The organism is Mesorhizobium sp. M0208 (assembly GCF_040322015.1).
Classification (GTDB): domain Bacteria; phylum Pseudomonadota; class Alphaproteobacteria; order Rhizobiales; family Rhizobiaceae; genus Mesorhizobium.
Map to the genome: position 1 here is coordinate 85,964 of NZ_JAMYSP010000020.1, position 18,723 is coordinate 104,686.

19 protein-coding genes and 2 pseudogenes are annotated in these 18,723 nt (G+C 62.6%); 10 read left to right on the plus strand and 11 right to left on the minus strand.

The window, feature by feature from the left end; translation table 11 throughout:
• A complete protein-coding gene (locus tag NKJ17_RS20330) occupies positions 1-183 on the plus strand; it encodes a hypothetical protein (RefSeq protein ID WP_254817964.1) in 183 nt (60 codons plus the stop codon).
• Positions 184-241: 58 nt separating this feature from the next.
• On the opposite strand, the gene NKJ17_RS20335 is transcribed toward NKJ17_RS20330, so the two are convergent.
• The gene (locus NKJ17_RS20335; protein WP_352476807.1) at positions 242-427 is read right to left on the minus strand and encodes a hypothetical protein; all 186 of its coding nucleotides are present in this window, start codon (positions 425-427) and stop codon (positions 242-244) included.
• Positions 428-730: 303 nt separating this feature from the next.
• Here NKJ17_RS20335 and NKJ17_RS20340 point away from each other — a divergent pair, with 303 nt between their 5' ends.
• The 3 genes from NKJ17_RS20340 to NKJ17_RS20350 all read left to right on the plus strand — a co-directional run bounded on the left by NKJ17_RS20340 (position 731) and on the right by NKJ17_RS20350 (position 3,455).
• Positions 731-1,090: a septal ring lytic transglycosylase RlpA family protein gene (locus NKJ17_RS20340; RefSeq protein WP_254817962.1), complete on the plus strand. Its 360-nt coding sequence runs from the start codon at positions 731-733 to the stop codon at positions 1,088-1,090.
• Positions 1,091-1,348: 258 nt separating this feature from the next.
• Positions 1,349-2,626, plus strand: a complete 1,278-nt coding sequence (locus NKJ17_RS20345; protein ID WP_352508607.1) for a polyhydroxyalkanoate depolymerase — start codon at positions 1,349-1,351, stop codon at positions 2,624-2,626.
• Positions 2,627-2,837: 211 nt separating this feature from the next.
• Complete coding sequence (locus NKJ17_RS20350) at positions 2,838-3,455, plus strand: transglutaminase-like cysteine peptidase (RefSeq protein WP_254817960.1); 618 nt, start codon at positions 2,838-2,840, stop codon at positions 3,453-3,455.
• Between the two features lie 9 nt (positions 3,456-3,464).
• Here NKJ17_RS20350 and NKJ17_RS20355 read toward each other — a convergent pair.
• The 4 genes and pseudogenes from NKJ17_RS20355 to NKJ17_RS20370 all read right to left on the minus strand — a co-directional run bounded on the left by NKJ17_RS20355 (position 3,465) and on the right by NKJ17_RS20370 (position 6,256).
• Positions 3,465-3,833, minus strand: a pseudogene (locus tag NKJ17_RS20355) (helix-turn-helix domain-containing protein).
• A gap of 53 nt (positions 3,834-3,886) precedes the next feature.
• A complete protein-coding gene (locus NKJ17_RS20360; RefSeq protein ID WP_352508605.1) occupies positions 3,887-4,423 on the minus strand; it encodes a Smr/MutS family protein in 537 nt (178 codons plus the stop codon).
• Positions 4,424-4,435: 12 nt separating this feature from the next.
• Positions 4,436-5,525, minus strand: a pseudogene (gene mltA, locus NKJ17_RS20365) (murein transglycosylase A).
• A 23-nt stretch (positions 5,526-5,548) separates the two neighbouring features.
• Positions 5,549-6,256: a Tim44/TimA family putative adaptor protein gene (locus NKJ17_RS20370; RefSeq protein ID WP_254817956.1), complete on the minus strand. Its 708-nt coding sequence runs from the start codon at positions 6,254-6,256 to the stop codon at positions 5,549-5,551.
• 198 nt (positions 6,257-6,454) lie between these two features.
• On the opposite strand from NKJ17_RS20370, the gene NKJ17_RS20375 reads away from it, so the two are divergent.
• A complete protein-coding gene (locus NKJ17_RS20375) occupies positions 6,455-6,946 on the plus strand; it encodes an FxsA family protein (protein WP_254817955.1) in 492 nt (163 codons plus the stop codon).
• A gap of 113 nt (positions 6,947-7,059) precedes the next feature.
• Complete coding sequence (gene secB, locus NKJ17_RS20380) at positions 7,060-7,560, plus strand: protein-export chaperone SecB (RefSeq protein WP_254817954.1); 501 nt, start codon at positions 7,060-7,062, stop codon at positions 7,558-7,560.
• Positions 7,561-7,888: 328 nt separating this feature from the next.
• On the opposite strand, the gene dnaQ is transcribed toward secB, so the two are convergent.
• From dnaQ to NKJ17_RS20405, 5 genes are all read right to left on the minus strand, one after another.
• On the minus strand, positions 7,889-8,608 hold the full coding sequence (gene dnaQ / locus NKJ17_RS20385) for a DNA polymerase III subunit epsilon (protein ID WP_352508603.1): 720 nt from the start codon (positions 8,606-8,608) through the stop codon (positions 7,889-7,891).
• An 86-nt stretch (positions 8,609-8,694) separates the two neighbouring features.
• On the minus strand, positions 8,695-9,297 hold the full coding sequence (gene coaE, locus NKJ17_RS20390; RefSeq protein ID WP_352508602.1) for a dephospho-CoA kinase: 603 nt from the start codon (positions 9,295-9,297) through the stop codon (positions 8,695-8,697).
• Complete coding sequence (locus NKJ17_RS20395; protein ID WP_352689818.1) at positions 9,294-10,136, minus strand: shikimate dehydrogenase; 843 nt, start codon at positions 10,134-10,136, stop codon at positions 9,294-9,296. The genes coaE and NKJ17_RS20395 overlap by 4 nt, the downstream gene beginning before the upstream one ends.
• Positions 10,129-10,728 carry a Maf-like protein gene (locus NKJ17_RS20400; protein ID WP_352508600.1) on the minus strand — a complete coding sequence of 200 codons (600 nt, stop codon included), beginning with the start codon at positions 10,726-10,728 and terminating at the stop codon, positions 10,129-10,131. Before NKJ17_RS20400 ends, NKJ17_RS20395 begins: the two co-directional genes overlap by 8 nt.
• 171 nt (positions 10,729-10,899) lie before the next feature.
• On the minus strand, positions 10,900-11,718 hold the full coding sequence (locus tag NKJ17_RS20405; RefSeq protein WP_254817949.1) for a pyruvate, water dikinase regulatory protein: 819 nt from the start codon (positions 11,716-11,718) through the stop codon (positions 10,900-10,902).
• A 401-nt stretch (positions 11,719-12,119) separates the two neighbouring features.
• Here NKJ17_RS20405 and hemE point away from each other — a divergent pair, with 401 nt between their 5' ends.
• The 3 genes from hemE (at position 12,120) to rho (ending at position 15,119) form a co-directional block, all read left to right on the plus strand.
• Positions 12,120-13,148, plus strand: a complete 1,029-nt coding sequence (gene hemE, locus NKJ17_RS20410) for a uroporphyrinogen decarboxylase (protein ID WP_352508599.1) — start codon at positions 12,120-12,122, stop codon at positions 13,146-13,148.
• Between the two features lie 2 nt (positions 13,149-13,150).
• Positions 13,151-13,687 (plus strand): protoporphyrinogen oxidase HemJ, encoded by a 537-nt coding sequence (gene hemJ, locus NKJ17_RS20415; RefSeq protein WP_352508626.1) that lies wholly within the window; start codon positions 13,151-13,153, stop codon positions 13,685-13,687.
• A gap of 166 nt (positions 13,688-13,853) precedes the next feature.
• Positions 13,854-15,119, plus strand: a complete 1,266-nt coding sequence (rho, locus tag NKJ17_RS20420; protein WP_023675925.1) for a transcription termination factor Rho — start codon at positions 13,854-13,856, stop codon at positions 15,117-15,119.
• A gap of 178 nt (positions 15,120-15,297) precedes the next feature.
• Here rho and NKJ17_RS20425 read toward each other — a convergent pair whose 3' ends face one another.
• On the minus strand, positions 15,298-17,313 hold the full coding sequence (locus tag NKJ17_RS20425; RefSeq protein ID WP_352508598.1) for a thioredoxin domain-containing protein: 2,016 nt from the start codon (positions 17,311-17,313) through the stop codon (positions 15,298-15,300).
• Between the two features lie 59 nt (positions 17,314-17,372).
• Here NKJ17_RS20425 and mnmE point away from each other — a divergent pair, with 59 nt between their 5' ends.
• Positions 17,373-18,701, plus strand: a complete 1,329-nt coding sequence (gene mnmE / locus NKJ17_RS20430; RefSeq protein ID WP_352689819.1) for a tRNA uridine-5-carboxymethylaminomethyl(34) synthesis GTPase MnmE — start codon at positions 17,373-17,375, stop codon at positions 18,699-18,701.
• Positions 18,702-18,723: the final 22 nt, after the last annotated feature.

Genomic DNA, 18,723 nt, shown 5'->3' on the forward strand with positions numbered 1-18,723 from the left:
ATGCCCCATTCCATCGCTGTATTGTTCGCGCATTTCGGCCATTGGCTCCGCCTGATCAAGGCCGGGGACAAACAGCCGCCTGACGGCGAACGCAAAACGCCGGTGCATCTGGACGCGGAGCGCAACCGCTTACCGCCGCGCGACGAAAGTTTCTACTGGGGCTGGCAGTACTGGTCGCGGTGACCGGCCGCCAGGGTCCGCTGTGCGCTGCTCTCAAGGGAGCTTGAGCATGGACGCCCGTTCAAACGCGCGAACGGTTCGCCCAGGCCAGGCCGGCCAGGCCGACCAGCGCGGTGACGATGCCGACATAGAGCCATTGCGACTGGCCGGTCATGAAGCTGCCGCCGATAACGCCGATGCCTTGCAACGTCCACAGCACGCCGATGGCGAGCACAATCAAGGCCAGCAGATTTTTGATCAATCTCATCGCTAGAACTCCGTTCCAAGTCGATCATAAACCGCGTTCCGGCCGGAATGAAACAGCGAGAAGACGCTGCTCGATTACACCAACTTCTACTTGGATGCTAATCTCTGATCTTGTGCAAGACGCCCGGAGATCGGCGCAGACATCATCAAAGAAGCTGCGCCTCGCTGCAGAAAGTCTCTGACAAATTGTTTCGCGCCGACTCCAAACGTGTAACATTGCCATGGAACCGACAGATCATTGCCGCATTTGCTGCCTTGTTCGGCACCTAACGGCTTGGGTCTGTCAACGGAGCTAACCCCAAGCATGAAGAAAAGCTATCAGGCCGCGCTCGTCGCGGCCACGATCGCGGCCGGCCTGACGGTCGGCGCATCCGCCACCAACGCCGCCGCTCAGTGCGGTCGTGCCTCCTGGTACTCACTGCATTCCAGAACCGCTTCCGGCGAGCGCATGAACCCGTCGGCGCTGACCGCCGCGCATCGCAGCCTGCCGTTCGGCACCAAGCTGAAGGTGACCAATCGCAACAATGGCCGCAGCGTCGTCGTGCGCATCAACGACCGCGGCCCCTTTATCAGGGGCCGGATGCTCGATCTGTCGAAGGGCGCAGCCAGTCAGCTCGGCTTCATCAGTTCGGGCCATACCGCTGTCTGCATGGCACGGGTCTAACGGTCCGGCCGCCACGGCCGGACGCCGCCTCCAACGATTGTCCCAATAGCCGTGCCCTTGCCTGGCCTTCGCAGGTGCACATTGAGCCGGCTGTTGCCCTTCCAGGCGGATTCTCAATGCCTTGGACGAAAGAACGAGCATAAATCACGCAGATTGACGTATTGCATCGCAGCAGATTGTTGCTAACTTCCCCGCAAAGCATTCAAGGCTCGGCGCTGCTCGTCGGCCCTTCAATCGCAGTCGGCAGCGGGGTTCTCGATGTTCTACCAGCTCTACGAACTGAACCACGCCGCCTTGCAGCCGGCGCGCCTCTATGCCGATGCGGTGCGCCTGTTCTACTCCAATCCGCTCAATCCGGTCTCACACACGTCCTGGGGCCGCTCGGTTGCGGCAACGGCCGAACTGTTCGAGCGCACGACGCGCCGCTACGGCAAGCCGCAATTCGGCCTGACCAAGACCGTGGTCGACTGGAAAAACGTCGAGGTCAGCGAACGCACCGTCTGGTCGCGGCCGTTCTGCAACCTGGTTCGTTTCGAGCGGGCGGTTCCTGCAGGGCGCCGGCCGGATCCGAAGCTGTTGATCGTCGCGCCGATGTCGGGCCACTACGCGACGCTGCTGCGCGGCACGGTGGAGGCGATGCTGCCCTATGCCGACGTGCATATCACCGACTGGGTCGACGCCCGCATGGTGCCGCTGGCCGACGGCAGCTTCGATCTTGACGACTATATCGACTACATCGTCGACATGCTGCATGCGCTAGGCCCCGACACCCATGTGATGGCGGTGTGCCAGCCTTCGGTGCCGGTGCTGGCGGCGGCGGCACTGATGGAAGCCAAGGGTGATCCGTTCGTGCCCTCGACGATGACGCTGATGGGCGGGCCGATCGACACGCGCCGCAATCCGACAGCGGTCAATCTGCTGGCGCAGGAAAAGGGGATCGACTGGTTCCGCGACAATGTCATCATGCGCGCGCCCTGGCCTGTGCCGGGCTTCGGCCGCGAGGTCTATCCCGGCTTCCTGCAGCTTTCGGGTTTCATGAGCATGAACCTCGACCGCCACATCACCGCCCACAAGGACTTCTTCATGCATCTGGTGAAGCATGACGGTGACAATGCCGAGAAGCACCGCGAGTTCTACGACGAATATCTGGCGGTGATGGATCTGACGGCGGAATTCTACCTGCAGACCGTCGACACCGTGTTTGTCCGCCAGGCCCTGCCCAAGGGCAAAATGACGCATCGCGGTATCGCGGTCGACCCTTCGGCGATCCGCAATGTCGCCCTGTTCACGGTCGAGGGCGAGAACGACGACATCTCCGGACTCGGCCAGACCAAGGCCGCGCACGACCTGTGCATCAACATCCCGGCCGACAGGCACGCCCATTACATGCAGCCTGCGGTCGGCCATTATGGTGTGTTCAACGGCTCGCGCTTCCGTTCCGAAATCGTGCCGCGCATCGTCGACTTCATCACCAGCTACGGCCGTCAGAACCGTGTTGCGGTGAAGCCCAAGCTGGTCAGGACCGGCAAGAAATAGGCGACCAGTGATGATGCCCGTCAATCCGCATCAGGTCGGTCTATGCCAAAATCATCGGTTGGCGCGGCCGTGCGGCGGGTCGACCTGTTGCACAATAGTCGCGTTGGCGCCACGCGGGTAACCATGCCGCAAAATCAATCCATCCTCATAATTGACACGGACTGTAAATACCCCTTAACGTTTCGTTAATAACAAGGGACAAGCGGGGACAATGATTTCCTCACCAATGGCGAGAACGCTGCGCCTGTGCGCGCTGGCCGGACTTACTGTGGCGGCAGGTTGGGCCAGTTCGGCCTCGGCGGCCGGCCCGATGATAACAGGTGGCCCGACCTCACAGCCGATCGGCCATTATGATTTCTGCAAGAGCTACGCCTCCGAATGCTCGATCCGCCCGAAGGATCTGTCGCCCGCCAGCCTGACCGGCTCGCTGTGGCGCAAGCTGCTCAGCGTCACGGCAAAGGTCAACGCCGCCGTCAAGCCGGAGAGCGACTTCGACATCTACGGCAAGGATGAGGTCTGGGCCTATCCCGACAAGGGCGTTGGCGATTGCGAGGACTATGTCCTGGAAAAGCGCCGTGAGCTGAACCGGCTGGGCGTCTCGTTTGCCGATCTGCTGATGACCGTCGTGCGCAAGCCGGATGGCGAAGGCCACGCGGTGCTGACGGTGCGCACCGACAAGGGCGACTACATCCTTGACAATCTGACCGACCAGGTCCGTTCCTGGGACCAGACCGGCTATCGTTTCCTCAAGCGGCAGGCGATCGACAATACCGGCCGGTGGGTCTCCATCCGCGGCGGCCAGCAGGTTCTGGTCGGCTCGGTCCAGTAACAAGGCAACTCATTTCGGCCGTGCCAGCGCGGCGCGGATCGACGCCGTGATGCGGCGAAGCTCGGCTTCGTCGAGCTTTTCAATATTGCCGGCCAGGAGATTGGCAAGTTCGGTCGCCGCCGGGCTAAGGCCCGACGTGTCGAGCTTGACGCGCGGATGCGAGGTTTCGGCCAGCCGCGCCAGTTCCTCGGCGTCGTCCCAAATGATGTTGAAATAGCCGATGATCTTCTAGATCAGCGTCCAGCTCGGCGCACCGCGGCGGCCGTGTTCCAGCGCCGAGAGATAGGCTGCGCTGACGCCGATCGCCTTGGCCATGTCCTTCTGGCTGACGCCGCGCTCGTTTCGCAGCACGCGAAGCTTTTCGCCGAACGGGGTCACAAGCGCACCTTCATGGATGCATCCTCATAGGTGCGTCCCTCATCGGCATGCCCTCATGAGCGTGCCCGCCGCAAGCGGACATAGAGCGCACCCGAGCCGCCATGTTTGCGGGCGGCATGGTCGTGGCTGGAGACGAGGGGCCGGAAGGCGGGTGTCGACAGCCATGACGGCACGGCGCGCCGCAAGACGCCATCACCGCCCGACGAAGAGCCCTTGCCGGTGATCACCAGGACGTAGCGGATGCCGCCGGCATGCGCCCGGCACAGGAAGGAAAACAGCAGTGAATAGGCTTGGTCCTGGGTCAGGCCATGCAGGTCGACGCGGCCCTCGATCGGCAGCCGGCCGTTCGACAGCTTGTCCAGCGTCGGTTCGTCGAGTGCATGGGAGACATGCTGCGCCTTCGGCTTTGCGGCCGCGGCAGGATTGCCCGCGACCTGTTCCGGGGGCGGCGCCTGCCTGGTCTCGTCGATCTCCGGCCCAACGTGTGGAATTTCGACGGCGGTTCTGCCCTTCAGCGGTTTTGCCGTGCGCGCCACCAGGTTCCACAGCACCCGGTCGTCCTCGCTCAGCCTGTCGATGCGCCGGGTCATCGGCCTGCTCCTCTAAACCAGCGACCGGGGGATCAGCGCATAAAAATCGGCGGCGTTGCGGATAACGCCGGCGATCTCGCCGGCCGCTTCGCCCGACCCGGCAAACAAATCACCGCGGGCCGGGCCGGTGATCGCCGAACCGGTGTCCTGCGCGATCATCAACCGCCGGAACGGTTTTCCGTCGAAGGCGGTCAGGGACGGCGCGTCGATATGGAAGGGCGTGCCGAACGTGTGCAGCAGCCGGTCGACGGCGATCGAGCGGCCGGGTGTCAGCGGCACCTTGGCGGCAGCAATCGGGCCGAGCTCCCGGTCGTCGACGCCCATCTCGCGGAAGAAGATATAGGAGCGGTTGCGCCACAGGGTCTCGTCGACGCGCTCCGGATGCGCCTTGAACCAGGCACGGATCGACTGCATCGTCACCTTCTCCAGCGGGATCTCGCCTTGCTCGCTCAGGATCTTGCCCGGTCCGGTAAAGCGCTGGCCGGATTTGGCGGCATAGGTGATGCGGCGAAGCCTGCCATCGGTCATGTTGAGCCGTGCCGCGCCCTGCACGTGAATGAAGAAGGCGTCGACCTTGTCGGCGAGCCAGGCGATTTCCAGCCCTTTTCCGGCAAGCGCGCCGCGTTCGATCTCGCCGCGGTCGAAATATTCGACCGGGCCGTTCGGCGCCGCACGAGCGAAGGCGAGATAAGGATCCAAGCCGGAAGGACGATTGCCGTCGTCGATGTCGACCAGGTCGGCAGGGCGCGCCAGCAACGGTACCGAAAATCGTTCCGTGCGCACCGGCGAGGCTTCGACCTCCGGCTCATAAAAGCCGGTTACCAGGCCGGGACCACCATCTTCGGCATCGATACGGGTCGGAACGAAATGGCGCTCGAAAAAGCTTCGGGCCTGCAACCGATTCGCCGACGAAACGGTACGCGCTTCGGCATAGGCATCGGCAAAGCCATTGTAGTCGACGCCGAGCGCCGGAGCGGTAGGGTTTGGTCAGGATATGAAAGGCCGAGCGGCGAAAGGCGTCAAAGGCAGGGAGATGGTCGTCCTCGCCCCAGCCCGGCAATTGGCCAAAGGATTTTTCGCTGAAGGCTCGAGAAAGCGACACGACAGCCTCCGCCGCCGTCCAGTTCAGTCTTCTTCTTCGGTGGCGACGAGCTTCCAGTTCGGATCGCGCGAGCGCGTGTCGCGGGCGAAGGTCCAGACATCCTTGACCTCGGCGACGGTCTCGGGATCGCCGTCGATGACAGCGCCGGCCTTGTCGCGGGTCGCCGAAATCAGCTCGCTGACAATGCGCAGCGTGATGTGCGCCTCGCTGCCCTTCATCTCGGCCGAAACGATGTCGGCCTTGTCGATGCCGACGAAGGAGGACTGGATCTTTTCGGCTTTCGCCTCACGGTCGCCGATGGCCGCGACGAAGCCGTCATAGACCTCGCGCGACAAAAGGTTCTTCAAGGTTTTGCGGTCGCCATCCGCGTAGGCCATGACGATCATCTCATAAGCCATCTTTGCGCCGTCGACGAAGGTCTTCGGGTCGAACGTCGGATCATTGTCCTTGATCGCCCGCAGGCCCCGGTTGAGATCGGTGTCGGGCTTGGCAAAGGCATCGATCGCCGCATAGGTGTCGGCCGCCGGCTCTCCTGTCAGGCGCTTGCGCGGCAGCGAAACCACGTTCTCGGGTTTCTGGGCGGCATCCTTGTCGTTTTTGCGCGCTGCCGTATATGGATCGAAGGGCGGGCGCTCGTTGCCCGTGCGTCGGCCAAGCACGTTGCGCAGCTGGAAGAAGATCACCACCGCCGCAATCAGAAAGAAAATCGTGCCGAAGTCGAAGAAGCCCATATCTTGCGCCAATCAATCCCTGCTTTGGCCGGACCAGCGGCCAAGCAGGGGCCGCGATCACATAGCGTTCGGTATCCAAAGCATATAGAACGCATGGCGCAATCATTCAAATCAAAGGCAGCCATACCTATCTAACAGCTCTGGTGCCAGCGGCGATTGCTCGCCGGCCGGCAAAACATCGAAACGATCGGTCAAGATTTGCGTATCTCGCTGTTTCCCCTGTTCATTCTCGCGCTTCCGCTGCTGGAGATAGCCGGTTTCGTCATTGTCGGCCGCCAGATCGGCGCGCTGGCGACGGTCGGGCTGGTGCTGGCCTCGAGCGTCGCCGGCGCCTTGCTCCTTCGACACCAGGGTTTTGGCGTCATGGCCAGGGTACGTGCCGAAATGGACGCCGGGCGTGATCCGAGCGGCCAGCTTGCGCATGGCGCCATGATCGTGCTGGCCGCGATCCTTTTGATTATCCCCGGCTTCATCTCGGATATTTTCGGCATTCTGCTGTTCCTGCCGCCAGTGCGCGATCTTGCCTGGCGGATGCTGAAAGGCCGCATCGTGCTGGCCACCGATTTCAGCAGTGGTTTGCGGGCAAGGCAACGCGGCAAGATCATCGATCTCGACGACGGCGACTATTCGCGTGCCGACGACCATACGCGCGGACCGGATTCTCCCTGGCGCCGCCTCAAGGACGAGTAGCCGCAAAGCAACCAGCGTCTTTTGCAAACTTGTCTTGTCGGGCCGGCCATGATAGCGAACGCCCGAATTTCAATCCGGTCAGCAACGCTGCCCAGGCAAAAGGACCACAGCTTATGGCCAGCAACGACGACGCGCCGACCGGCGCAGCCAACGGTAATGGAAATGCGGCGCAGCCTTCGCTCAACGTGCTTGCGCAATATGTGAAGGACCTGTCCTTCGAAAGCCCCGGTGCACCGAACTCGCTGCGCGGTCGCGACAAGGCACCCGGCATCGCCATCAACGTCAACGTCAACGCCAATCCGCTTTCGGACAAGCAGTTCGACGTCAATTTGACGCTGAACGCCAAAGCGTCGTTCGACCAGGAAGTGCTGTTCAATGTCGAACTGGTCTATGGCGGCGTCTTCGCCATCAGCGGCTTCCCGCAGGAGCACATGCTGCCGATCCTGTTCATCGAATGCCCGCGGCTGCTGTTCCCGTTCGCGCGGCAGATCATTGCCGAGGCAACACGCAACGGCGGCTTCCCGCCGCTGATGCTGGACCCGATCGATTTCGCGCAGATGTTCCAGCAGAAGCTGGCAGAGGACCAGGCTGCCGCCAAGGTCAAGGTGAGCTGAGCGCGGCTGTCTCGCCAGTGTTTGACAAACCCGGCCTTGCGCCGGGTTTTTTATAACGATGTCCCGCCCGACAGGCTGAAGGCCGATCGGACGCAAGCGTCGATGGTTCCCATCAGCCACAATCCGCTATGTCTGGAAGACAACTGCCAATCTGCGACATCTGCGATTGGCCTTAGCCACTATGCCTTCGTCATCCTAGGGTCTGCGCCGCGTCGCTGCGCTCCTTGCTCCGCCCTGGGATCACGAAGGAGGGTGTTTCAGCTAATCTCGAAACTTTGCGATTTGCCACTGAACAGAACTATCGACGTTCGCTGCCGATCGGCCCCAACTATGCCGCGGAACTCGCTTCCTGGGCGACGCGCAGCCAGAGCGCCTTTTCGCCCAATGTGCCAACCATGCCCGCGTGCGCGGTGCGCTCGGCGTCGGTCAGGCGCGACGGCAAGGCGATCGGCCTGACGCCGATCGAAATATCGATGTCTTCGACATTCTGCCTGCCGCCCGCCGGAGTCAGGATGCTGTCGAGGATAAGGCTTGCCTGCTTGCCGCCGATGAGCTCGATATAGACCTCGGCCAGCAATTCCGAATCGAGCAGCGCGCCGTGCTTGGTGCGGCGGCCGTTGTCGATGCCGTAGCGGCGGCAGAGCGCGTCGAGCGAATTGGGGCCCATCGGATGCTTGCGGCGCGCCAGCGCCAGCGTGTCGACGATCCGTCCCGGATCGATGGCCGGATGACCAAGCCGGCCGAATTCGAGATTGAGGAAGCCGATGTCGAAGCCGGCATTGTGCGCGACCAGTTTGGCGCCGTCGATGAAGGCCAGAAACTCCTCGGCGATCTCCATGAAAGTCGGCTTGCCGACGAGATCGGCGGCGCTGATGCCGTGCACGGCCTGCGCCTCGTGATGGATCTGGCGGCCTTGCGGGTTGATATATTTGTGGAAGGTTCGGCCGGTCGGGAAACGGTTGACCAACTCGACGCCGCCAAGCTCGATGACGCGGTCCTCGCGCGTGTCGAGGCCGGTGGTTTCCGTATCGAAGATGATCTCACGCATCGAATCAGTCCACTGGTGCCGGCATCATTCTAGCCGAATCACACCAGGAACAAAATGGCAACAAGTAATGTGGGTCTGCAAGCCTCTTAACCAGGCCTGGCTGCCTTATCCACGACTAGTTCGGCGATGATGGCCTTGACGGCCGCGCGAGCGGCGTCAAAGCCCTGACCAGTGTCGATGACAAAGTCGGCGCGCCGGCGCTTTTCGGTGTCGGGAACCTGCCTGGCCAGGATCGACGCCAGTTTCTCCTCGTTCATGCCCGGCCGCGCCAGCACGCGGGCGCGCTGAACTTCAGGCGGCGCGGTGACGACCACGACCTTGTCGACGCGGTTCCCGCCGCCGGTCTCGAACAGCAGCGGTATATCGAGCACGGCAAGCGGCGCGCCGGCGGCACGATTTTCAGCCAGGAACGTATCGGCATCGGCACGGACCAGCGGATGGATGATCGCTTCCAGCCGTTTCAGCGCGGGGGCGTCGCCGAGCACCCGCTCCGCCAGTGCCGCGCGGTCGACCGCACCGGATCTGGTGGTGCCGGGAAAGGCTGCCTCGACCAAGGGCGCGGCCTTGCCGGCATAGAGGCGATGCACAGCCTCGTCGGAATCATGGACCGGCACGCCGGCTTCGGCAAACATCTTGGCCGTCGTCGATTTGCCCATGCCGATCGATCCGGTGAGGCCGAGCACGATCATTTTATCGCGCCGATATCGGCAATAATCATTTGCCGCAGTTCGGCGGTGACTTGTGGCCTGATGCCGAACCAGCGTTCGAAGCCGGGCACCGCCTGGTGCAGCAGCATGCCGAGCCCATCGACGGTTCTCAGGCCGCGCGCTTTGGCGGTGGCAAGCAGCGGCGTCTCCAGCGGCACGTAGACGATGTCGGTGACGATGGCGCGGTCCGGCAGTCTGCCCGGATCCGCGGACAGGCCTTCATTGCCATGCATGCCGAGCGCTGTCGTGTTGACCAGCAGGCCGGCATCTTCGAGGAATTCGCCGGTCGCCACCATGCCATAGGCCGAGACGCCGGCACCGAAGCGGTCGCGCAGTTCCTGCGCCCTTGCAAGCGTCCGGTTGACGATGCGGATATCGTTGATGCCGCGCTGCTTCAGCGCATGGATGACCGCGCGAGCGGCGCCGCCGGCACCGAGCACCACGGCGGGGCCGTTGGCCGCCCAGCCCGGTGCATATTCGTCCAGATTGGCGGCAAAGCCATGGGCATCGGTGTTGCCGCCCCACAATTCGCCATTCTCGAACCACAGCGTATTGACCGCACCGATCTGTTCGGCGTCGGCGTCACGCCGCTTGGCCAAAGCGAAGGCGGCTTCCTTGTGCGGGATGGTGACGTTGCCGCCGCGATAGCCTTGTGCCCGCAGCGTCTGCAGGAATTTGGCAAAGGCCTCCGGTGCAACGTCAATGGCCTCGTAGACGCCGTCTATGCCGTATTTCGCCAGCCAGTGGCCGTGGATCTTCGGAGACCTGGAATGGGCGATCGGGTGGCCGGTGACGAAGGCTTTTTTCGAGGCTTCAGCCATCGATCGCCCCGAACTCACGCAGCTGGGCCAGCACCGGCAAAAGTGGCAGACCGACAATGGTAAAATAGTCGCCTTCGATTTTTTCGAATAGCTGGATGCCTTCGCCTTCGATCTGGTAGGCGCCGACGCTGGACAACGCCTTGGCGCCGACTCGCGCCAGATGGCGGCCGATGAAGGCCGGATCGAGTTTGCGCATGGTCAGACTGGCGATGCCGACATGCCGCCACAGAACCTGGCCGTCACGGGCGAGCACGACGGCGCTGTTGAGATGATGCGTCTTGCCCGACAGCGCCAGCAGATGACGGCGCGCCCCTTCCATGTCGGCGGGCTTGTGGAACAGCTCGTCGCCGAGCGACAGCGTCTGGTCGCAGCCGAGCACCAGGGCGCCGGGCCTGCGCTCGCTGACTTCGGTGGCCTTGGCTTCGGCGAGCACCAGGGCGACGTCCTCCGGCGACACGCCACTATTCTGCAGCGGCGCCTCCAGCGCGCGCTCATCGACAGAAGCCGGAACCGCTTCGACAGTGATGCCGGCATTGACGAGCAGCGCCTTGCGGAACGGGCTGCCCGAGGCAAGGATGATTTTTTCCGCCATTTTTTTCGCCCGTTTCCTGGCGCTCACTAGGGTGTGTCGAGATTCAGGCCAGGCCGCGTCGAGAATGGTGGGTTCCGAGAACCGGAACGGAGCGGACATTTGGGTCCGTGAGTACCGGAAGCGCAGGAAACCGCCGTTCACAGGCCGGCATCACCTGAATATCGACATGCCCTACCGCGTCTTGCCGCGCAGGGCAACGATGGCCGCCGCCGTCTCCTCGATTGAACGGCGGCTGACGTCGATCATCGGCCAGCCATGCCGCGTGCATATCTGGCGGGCATAGGCGAGCTCTTCGGCGATCGCGGCACGGTCGACATAGTCGGTCGGTTCGTAGGCGCTGGTGCCGAGAATGCGGTTCTGCCGGACCTGCGAGATCCGTTCGGCGGTGGCGACCAGGCCGACGATCAGCGGCCGCGTGGCATTGACCAGGCTTTCGGGCACCGGCACGCCGAGCACGATCGGGATGTTGGCGGTCTTGATGCCGCGATTGGCGAGATAGATGCTGGTCGGCGTCTTCGAGGTGCGGGAGATGCCGACGAGCACGATGTCGGCATCATCCATATTGGCCGGCAGCTGGCCATCGTCATGCTCCATGGTGAAGTTGAGCGCGTCGATGCGGCGGAAATATTCGGCGTCCAGCACATGCTGGGCACCGACGCGTCGGCCGGCAGGCGTGCCGAGATAGGACTGGAACACCGTCAGCACCGGTTCCAGCACCGAGACGCAAGGCAGGCCCATCGCCGCGCAGCGTTCGTCAATGCCGCGGGCAAGCTTCTGGTCGACCACCGTGTAGAGGATGATGCCTGGCTCCTCTTCGATGTCCTCGAACACCTTCGTCACCTGCTTTTCGGTGCGAATGAGCGGATAGATATGTTCGATGGCGCGCGCATCCTTGTATTGCGCAGAAGCCGCGCGGCCGGCAGCCAGCAGCGTTTCGCCGGTCGCGTCGGAAATCAGGTGAAGATGAAAGAAGCTTTGCGGTTTGTTCACAGGATACATTCCAGGCTGTGGGCCGATGTGGATAAGCCGGGCGGAAAACTCGGCCACCGCAAAGCGACTGTATCAGATGCCGGTTTGTCCACAATTCGATCTGCTGTCGGCTTCTCCGCGCGGTTGGGGACAAGTCCGGGGACGGAGCTTTTTGCCTTCGCTTCATCCACAGGGGCAATTTCCCTGGCGTGGCGGCAACGCATTGACTCCAGTCGTAAATTCGCGGTTTTCCACAAAGTCCTGCAATCCCGCTGGAGATGCGCGCGACAATATGCTGGCTGGTCTTTTCCAGGGCAAAGCGGGACAGGAGACAACCACCACAACCAACAGACTCTTAGAATCATAAGATTCCTAAACATAGAATATTTAATTATAGGGAAGCCTGGAAAGGCTAGCGCTCAATGCCTCAAGACCGGATCGTGCTGGACGTGTTGAGAGGCAAGACGGCGTTTCCGCCACCGGTCTGGATGATGCGCCAGGCCGGCCGCTATCTGCCGGAATACCGGGAGACGAGGAGGCGGGCCGGATCCTTCCTCGATCTTTGCTACGACCCGGATCTCGCCGTTGAAGTGACGCTGCAGCCGATCGAACGCTTCGGCTTCGATGCATCGATCCTGTTTTCCGACATCCTTGTCGTTCCGCATGCGCTCGGCCGCGACGTGCGCTTCGAGGAAGGACGCGGCCCGCTGCTGACGCCGATCACGGCTGTGGAGATCGAGGCTCTCGACGGCGAAACGTTTCACGTGAATCTCGAGCCGGTCTACGAGACGGTGCGGCGATTGCGCGCCAGACTGCCCGATGAAACGACGCTGATCGGCTTCTGCGGTGCGCCCTGGACAGTGGCGACCTACATGATTGCCGGCCACGGAACGCCCGACCAGGCGCCGGCCAGGCTGTTCGCCTATCGCGAGCCGGCGGCCTTTCTTCGGTTGCTGAAGGTGCTCGCCGATCATTCGGCTGCCTATCTGATCCGCCAGATCGAAGCCGGCGCCGATGTCGTGCAGATCTTCGATTCGTGGTCAGGCGTGCTCGACGAAGCGTCTTTCGGATTGTTCTGCGTCGAGCCGGTGGCCGAGATCGTCCGGCAAGTGAATGCTGTCCATCCCAACGTTCCGATCATCGGCTTTCCCAAGGGCGCGGGAGACCACTATCGAAGCTATCGCCAGCAGACCGGCGTGACCGGGTTGGGCCTCGACTGGACTGTGCCCTTGTCGACGGCGAAGGAATTGCAGCGCGACGGCGCCGTGCAGGGCAATCTCGATCCGCTGAGGCTTGTAGCCGGCGGCAAGGCGCTTGCCGACGGCGTAGCGGCGATCCTGAAGGCGCTGGGCGACGGACCACTGATCTTCAACCTCGGCCACGGCATCACGCCGGAGACGCCGCTGGCGCATGTCGAGCAGATGGTGAAACTGGTGCGGAGCGCATCGTGACGATGATGGGCGCAGACAACGCGAACAGCGGTCGAGGGGCGATGCACCGCGCGGCAATTGCGATCGCCATCTTCCTGGTGCTGGCCGGGCTGCTGTTTTTCTTCGGGCCCGATGATTTCTATCCGTGGGCGAAGGCGATCCATGTGATTGCCGTCATCTCCTGGATGGCGGGCATCCTCTATCTGCCGCGCTTGCTGGTCTATCATGCCGATGCCGAAAAAGGCTCCGTCCAGTCGGAGACCTTCAAGGTGATGGAGCGCCGCCTGCTGCGCGGCATCATCAATCCGGCAATGGTGATTACCTGGGCATTCGGCCTGTGGCTCGCCTGGAAAGGCTTTGGTTTTCAGGGCGGCTGGCTGCATGCCAAGATCGCTGCGGTGGTTGGTCTGTCGGCCGCGCATGGCTATCTCGCCGGCGCCGTCCGCAAATTTGCCGAAGACCGCAATGAAAAATCGGCAAGGCACTGGCGGATCGTCAATGAGATCCCTACATTGCTGATGATCGTCATCGTCGTCCTGGTTATCGTAAAACCGTTCTGACGTCCTCGGTTGCCCGCAAAAGGCGGCTTGCTCTTTCAACCGACCGACGATAAAAGACGGGTCTTCCTTCCCGTCATGCGCCGCCCATTTATCGCTTCGGCCGCGCCCGGCATTTGTCGCATCCCGCCGATATTTTTCCCAAAGCTTACTCAGAGTCCGTCTAATGATGCAAGAAATGAAGCTCACAGAGTTCAAGAACAAGAAACCACCAGAGCTGATCGCTTATGCGGAATCGCTCGAGGTCGAGAACGCCAGCGTCATGCGCAAGCAGGAGCTGATGTTCGCGATCCTGAAGAGACTGGCGACCCAGGATATCGAGATCATCGGCGACGGCGTCGTCGAAGTGCTGCAGGACGGTTTTGGCTTCCTGCGCTCCGCCAACGCCAACTATTTGCCAGGTCCCGACGACATCTATATTTCACCCTCGCAGATCCGGCGATTCTCACTGAAGACCGGCGATACGGTCGAAGGGCCGATCCGCAGCCCGAAAGAGGGCGAGCGCTATTTTGCGCTGCTCAAGGTCAACACGATCAATTTCGACGACCCTGAAAAAATCCGCCACAAGATCCATTTCGACAATCTGACGCCGCTTTATCCGACCTCGCGGCTGAAGATGGAGATGGAGGTTCCGACCTCCAAGGATATTTCGGCGCGCGTCATCGACCTGGTGGCGCCGCTCGGCAAGGGCCAGCGCGCCCTGATCGTGGCGCAGCCGCGCACCGGCAAGACGGTGCTGTTGCAGAACATCGCCCATTCGATCACTACCAACCACCCGGAATGCTACCTGATCGTGCTTCTGATCGACGAGCGGCCGGAGGAAGTCACCGACATGCAGCGCTCGGTGAAGGGCGAGGTCGTCTCCTCGACCTTCGACGAGCCGGCGGTTCGCCACGTCCAGGTTGCCGAAATGGTCATCGAGAAGGCCAAGCGCCTCGTCGAGCACGGCCGCGACGTCGTCATCCTGCTGGATTCGATCACCCGCCTCGGCCGCGCCTACAACACCGTCGTGCCGTCATCCGGCAAGGTGCTGACCGGCGGTGTCGACGCCAACGCGCTGCAGCGGCCGAAGCGCTTCTTCGGTGCTGCCCGCAATATCGAGGAAGGCGGTTCGCTGACCATCATCGCCACCGCGCTGATAGACACCGGCAGCCGCATGGACGAAGTCATCTTCGAAGAGTTCAAGGGCACCGGCAATTCGGAAATCGTGCTCGACCGCAAGGTCGCGGACAAGCGTATCTACCCGGCCATGGACATCCTCAAGTCCGGCACCCGCAAGGAGGACCTTCTGGTTCCGCGCCAGGACCTGCAGAAGATCTTCGTGCTGCGCCGCATCCTGGCGCCGATGGGAACAACCGACGCTATCGAGTTCCTGATCGACAAGCTCAAGCAGACCAAGACCAATGCGGATTTCTTCGATTCGATGAATACGTAGGGTTGCGGGCCTTCCCTTCTCCCGTGTGGGAGCAGCAGGTGGCGAGCGAAGCTCGGTCGGATGACGGGTGCTCCAGCTTGGCAACGACGGCACTCCGTCCAACACCCCTCATCCGTCTCGGCGCTGCGCGCCAATCCACCTTCTCCCACAAGGGAGAAGGGACGGAGCGCCAGGTCCATCACCGCCGCAGCATCCGTTCCAGCTCCTCAGCTTCCGTTATCACCGGCAGGCAGACCTGCCCGGTGCACAGCCAGGCGCCGGGCTTTTCGGTTGGTGGCAGGACGCCGCCTGGCAGCGTCGGCAGGTTTGTCGCCGAGCCGACAGGCACCACGATGTCCACCCGGCGCGGGTCCGGATTTCGATTCGCAACCGGAACAAGCCTTGGATTCTCAGATCTCTCCACGATCACCAACTTCAACGGCTCGAACGCCAAGGTACAGGCATTGACTGTACCCGCTTGGCCATAGCCCTGGTGCTCAGCCCGCCCGGCCGCATGCTCGGCGACCGTCCAGGCTTTTTCCCAGAGATCGAGATCGCCCAAAAGCGACGACAATCGGACCAGGGCTTCTATGATCTGGCCGGTAGCGGAAGGAATGGCTTCGTCGACATCGCCGCGGATGCGGATCGGCACATCCGCGCTGTCCGACGCGGTCAGATAGTAGCCGGTCTTGTCGCTGTCCCGGTGCCAGAGATCGAGTTGCTCAATGAAGTTCCCGGCGCGATCGATATAGTCGGGATTGCCGGTCGCCTCGAGCAGTGAGATGGCGGCATTGGCCATGGCGGCATAGTCGCTCGACAGCGCGGGAAACAATTTCTTCTCCCCGAGCATGGAATGCGGCAGACGGGCGTCGCGGGCGGCGCCCGCAATGGCGGCAAAGGCCGCTTCCGCCGCTTCGATCCAGTCGGATCGGCCAAGCGATCGTCCGGCCTCGGCAAGGGCTGCGATCGTCAAGCCGTTCCAGTCGGTCAGGGCCTTGCCGTCACGCCCGGGCCGAACGCGCTGTTCCCTCGCTGCCAGCAGCCTTTGCTTGAGCGGAACCAGGAGGTCACGATCGACGACGCTTTGTATTTGCTGGGCTTCGGTTTGGTGGATGATCGGCTTGCCTTCCCAGCCATGCGGATCGGCAAGTGTGAAGTATTTGAAAAACAAGGCTGATTCGTAGCCAAGGACGGTCTCGATTTCATCCCTGCTCCAGGTGTAGAACAACCCCTCCTCGCCCTCGCTATCGGCATCGAGGCTGGCGGCAAAGGCACCGTCCTCGACCCGCATTTCGCGCAACAGCCAGGCAATCGTCTCTTCGATTCGCAGCCGGAATAATTCCTTGCCGGTTGACGCATAGGCCCAGTTGCACAAGCGGATGAGCTGGGCATTGTCGTAGAGCATCTTTTCGAAATGCGGCACCAGCCATTCGGCGTCGGTCGAGTAGCGGCTGAGGCCGCCGCCAATATGGTCGTAGATGCCGCCGGCCAGCATCTTTTCGAGGCTGAGGAGAACGGCGTCGCGGTGGGATGCGGTGCCGTCGCGCAGCCAGCACAACCAGAGGCTCTGCATGAACGGCGCGTTGGGGAATTTCGGCGCGCCGCGCAGGCCGCCCAGCTCGCGGTCGATCATGCCGTCAATGCCGTTGGCGAACTTTGCCAGCATGCCGCGGTCGAGCACGGCCTTGGCATGGCTGCCCGCCAGCCGCGTCTCGACATGCGTGCTCAAGCCGTCGGCACTTTGGTTAACGCTTTCTTTCTTCTCCCGCCAAGCCTTGTCAACCGCCTCCAGCACCTGGACAAAGCCCGGCCGGCCGTAGCGGGCCTCGCGCGGAAAGTAAGTGCCGCCCCAGAACGGCTTGCCATCCGGGGTCAGGAACATGGTCAGCGGCCAGCCGCCTTGCTCGCCCATCGAGGACAATGCCGCCATATAGATCTGGTCGATGTCGGGGCGCTCCTCGCGGTCGACCTTGATATTGACGAAGAGACGGTTCATGACGGCGGCGACGTCGTCGTTCTCGAAGCTCTCATGCGCCATGACGTGGCACCAATGGCACGCGGCGTAGCCGACAGAGAGCAGGATCGGGCGCTGCAGCGCCTTTGCTTCGGCCAGAGCGGCGGGCGACCATGGCCGCCAGTGCACCGGATTGCCGCTGTGCTGCTGCAGATAGGGGCTGGCCTCTTCGGCAAGCAAGTTTTGTGCAGGCAAGGTCACGGCGCTACTCGAAGGCGGATTGAACAGGCATAGCTAGGGCGCTTCGGCAGAGCGGGCAAATGATTTTGAAAGACTCCATTGTAGCGCTGTCGAGCGGGCGCCTGCCGGCCGGCATTGCGGTGATTCGGATTTCCGGGCCGCAGAGTCGATTCGTTGTCGAAACGATTTCCGGATCGACCGTGCCGAACCGCGTGGCCGCCTATCGCAAGCTCCGGGCGCCCGACGGATCGGTGCTGGACAGCGGCCTGGTCGTCTTCTTTGCCGGGCCCGACAGTTTCACCGGCGAGGACGTCGCCGAGTTCCATGTGCATGGCGGACGCGCCGTCGTGGCGAGGATGCTGGAAACCATCGCCTCCTTCGACGGCGTCAGGCACGCCGAGCCTGGTGAATTCACCCGCCGTGCCTTTCTCAGCGGCAAGCTCGATCTGGTCGAGACCGAGGCGCTGGCCGATCTCATCAACGCCGAGACCGAAGCGCAGCGGCGCTTTGCCGTTCACAACGCTCAGGGCGTGCAGAGCGAACTCTATCTGGGCTGGCGCCGACGGCTGATCCACGCTCGGGCGATGATCGAGGCCGAGATCGATTTTGCCGACGAGGACGACGTGCCGGGTTCGGTCGCCGATACGGTCTGGTCCGATGTTCAGGCCATGATCGACGAAATCGAGCGCCATGTCGCCGGCTTTCGTGCCGCCGAAATCATCCGCGACGGATTCGAAGTCGTGATCCTTGGCGCGCCGAATGCCGGCAAGTCCAGCCTGTTCAACGCTTTGGCGCGGCGCGAAGCGGCCATCGTCACCGACGAGCCCGGCACGACCCGCGACCTGCTAGAAGTGGTGCTGGACCTGGAAGGGGTGCGGGTCAGGGTAACCGACACCGCCGGTCTGCGCGAGGCGCCCGGCAAGATCGAGGCGATTGGCATAGAGAAGGCCAGGACCAAGGCGCACAGCGCTGATCTGCTGCTGCTGCTGGAGGATCTGGCGGAGCCAGTCGCGATCGGTATGCGGCCGGGCGACATGCCGGCGCTGAGGGTCGGAACAAAAATTGACCTGTTGGGGGGCAAGTCACCCTCGCCCACGGCGCACTATGATTTCGCCATCTCGACGCGGGACGGCACGGGTCTGGCCGAATTGCTGGACGAGATCGGGCGTCGTGCCGCAGCGCAGATCGGCAAGGCCGGCGATATCCTGCCGTCGCGGCTGCGGCACGTCGAGTTGCTCAACGAGACGAAACGCTTCCTGGTCGCAGCAGTGGTCAGTTGTCATCGCGGGCAGGAGCTACGGGCCGAGGAACTGCGCCTGGCAGCGGATCGGCTTGGACGGATCGTCGGGGCGGTCGATGTCGAGGATATGCTGGACGTTATCTTTTCGCAGTTCTGTATCGGCAAATGACTCACGTGAAACATTGCAAGCA

What these genes read in the sequence shown, in the direction of transcription:
- NKJ17_RS20330 (WP_254817964.1), top strand. Translation starts at nt 1, where the DNA reads ATGCCCCATTCCATCGCTGTATTGTTCGCGCATTTCGGCCATTGGCTC.
- NKJ17_RS20335 (WP_352476807.1), bottom strand. Translation starts at nt 427, where the DNA reads ATGAGATTGATCAAAAATCTGCTGGCCTTGATTGTGCTCGCCATCGGC.
- NKJ17_RS20340 (WP_254817962.1), top strand. Translation starts at nt 731, where the DNA reads ATGAAGAAAAGCTATCAGGCCGCGCTCGTCGCGGCCACGATCGCGGCC.
- NKJ17_RS20345 (WP_352508607.1), top strand. Translation starts at nt 1,349, where the DNA reads ATGTTCTACCAGCTCTACGAACTGAACCACGCCGCCTTGCAGCCGGCG.
- NKJ17_RS20350 (WP_254817960.1), top strand. Translation starts at nt 2,838, where the DNA reads ATGATTTCCTCACCAATGGCGAGAACGCTGCGCCTGTGCGCGCTGGCC.
- NKJ17_RS20360 (WP_352508605.1), bottom strand. Translation starts at nt 4,423, where the DNA reads ATGACCCGGCGCATCGACAGGCTGAGCGAGGACGACCGGGTGCTGTGG.
- NKJ17_RS20370 (WP_254817956.1), bottom strand. Translation starts at nt 6,256, where the DNA reads ATGGGCTTCTTCGACTTCGGCACGATTTTCTTTCTGATTGCGGCGGTG.
- secB (WP_254817954.1), top strand. Translation starts at nt 7,060, where the DNA reads ATGGCCAGCAACGACGACGCGCCGACCGGCGCAGCCAACGGTAATGGA.
- dnaQ (WP_352508603.1), bottom strand. Translation starts at nt 8,608, where the DNA reads ATGCGTGAGATCATCTTCGATACGGAAACCACCGGCCTCGACACGCGC.
- coaE (WP_352508602.1), bottom strand. Translation starts at nt 9,297, where the DNA reads ATGATCGTGCTCGGCCTCACCGGATCGATCGGCATGGGCAAATCGACG.
- NKJ17_RS20395 (WP_352689818.1), bottom strand. Translation starts at nt 10,136, where the DNA reads ATGGCTGAAGCCTCGAAAAAAGCCTTCGTCACCGGCCACCCGATCGCC.
- NKJ17_RS20400 (WP_352508600.1), bottom strand. Translation starts at nt 10,728, where the DNA reads ATGGCGGAAAAAATCATCCTTGCCTCGGGCAGCCCGTTCCGCAAGGCG.
- hemE (WP_352508599.1), top strand. Translation starts at nt 12,120, where the DNA reads ATGCCTCAAGACCGGATCGTGCTGGACGTGTTGAGAGGCAAGACGGCG.
- hemJ (WP_352508626.1), top strand. Translation starts at nt 13,151, where the DNA reads ATGATGGGCGCAGACAACGCGAACAGCGGTCGAGGGGCGATGCACCGC.
- rho (WP_023675925.1), top strand. Translation starts at nt 13,854, where the DNA reads ATGCAAGAAATGAAGCTCACAGAGTTCAAGAACAAGAAACCACCAGAG.
- mnmE (WP_352689819.1), top strand. Translation starts at nt 17,373, where the DNA reads ATGATTTTGAAAGACTCCATTGTAGCGCTGTCGAGCGGGCGCCTGCCG.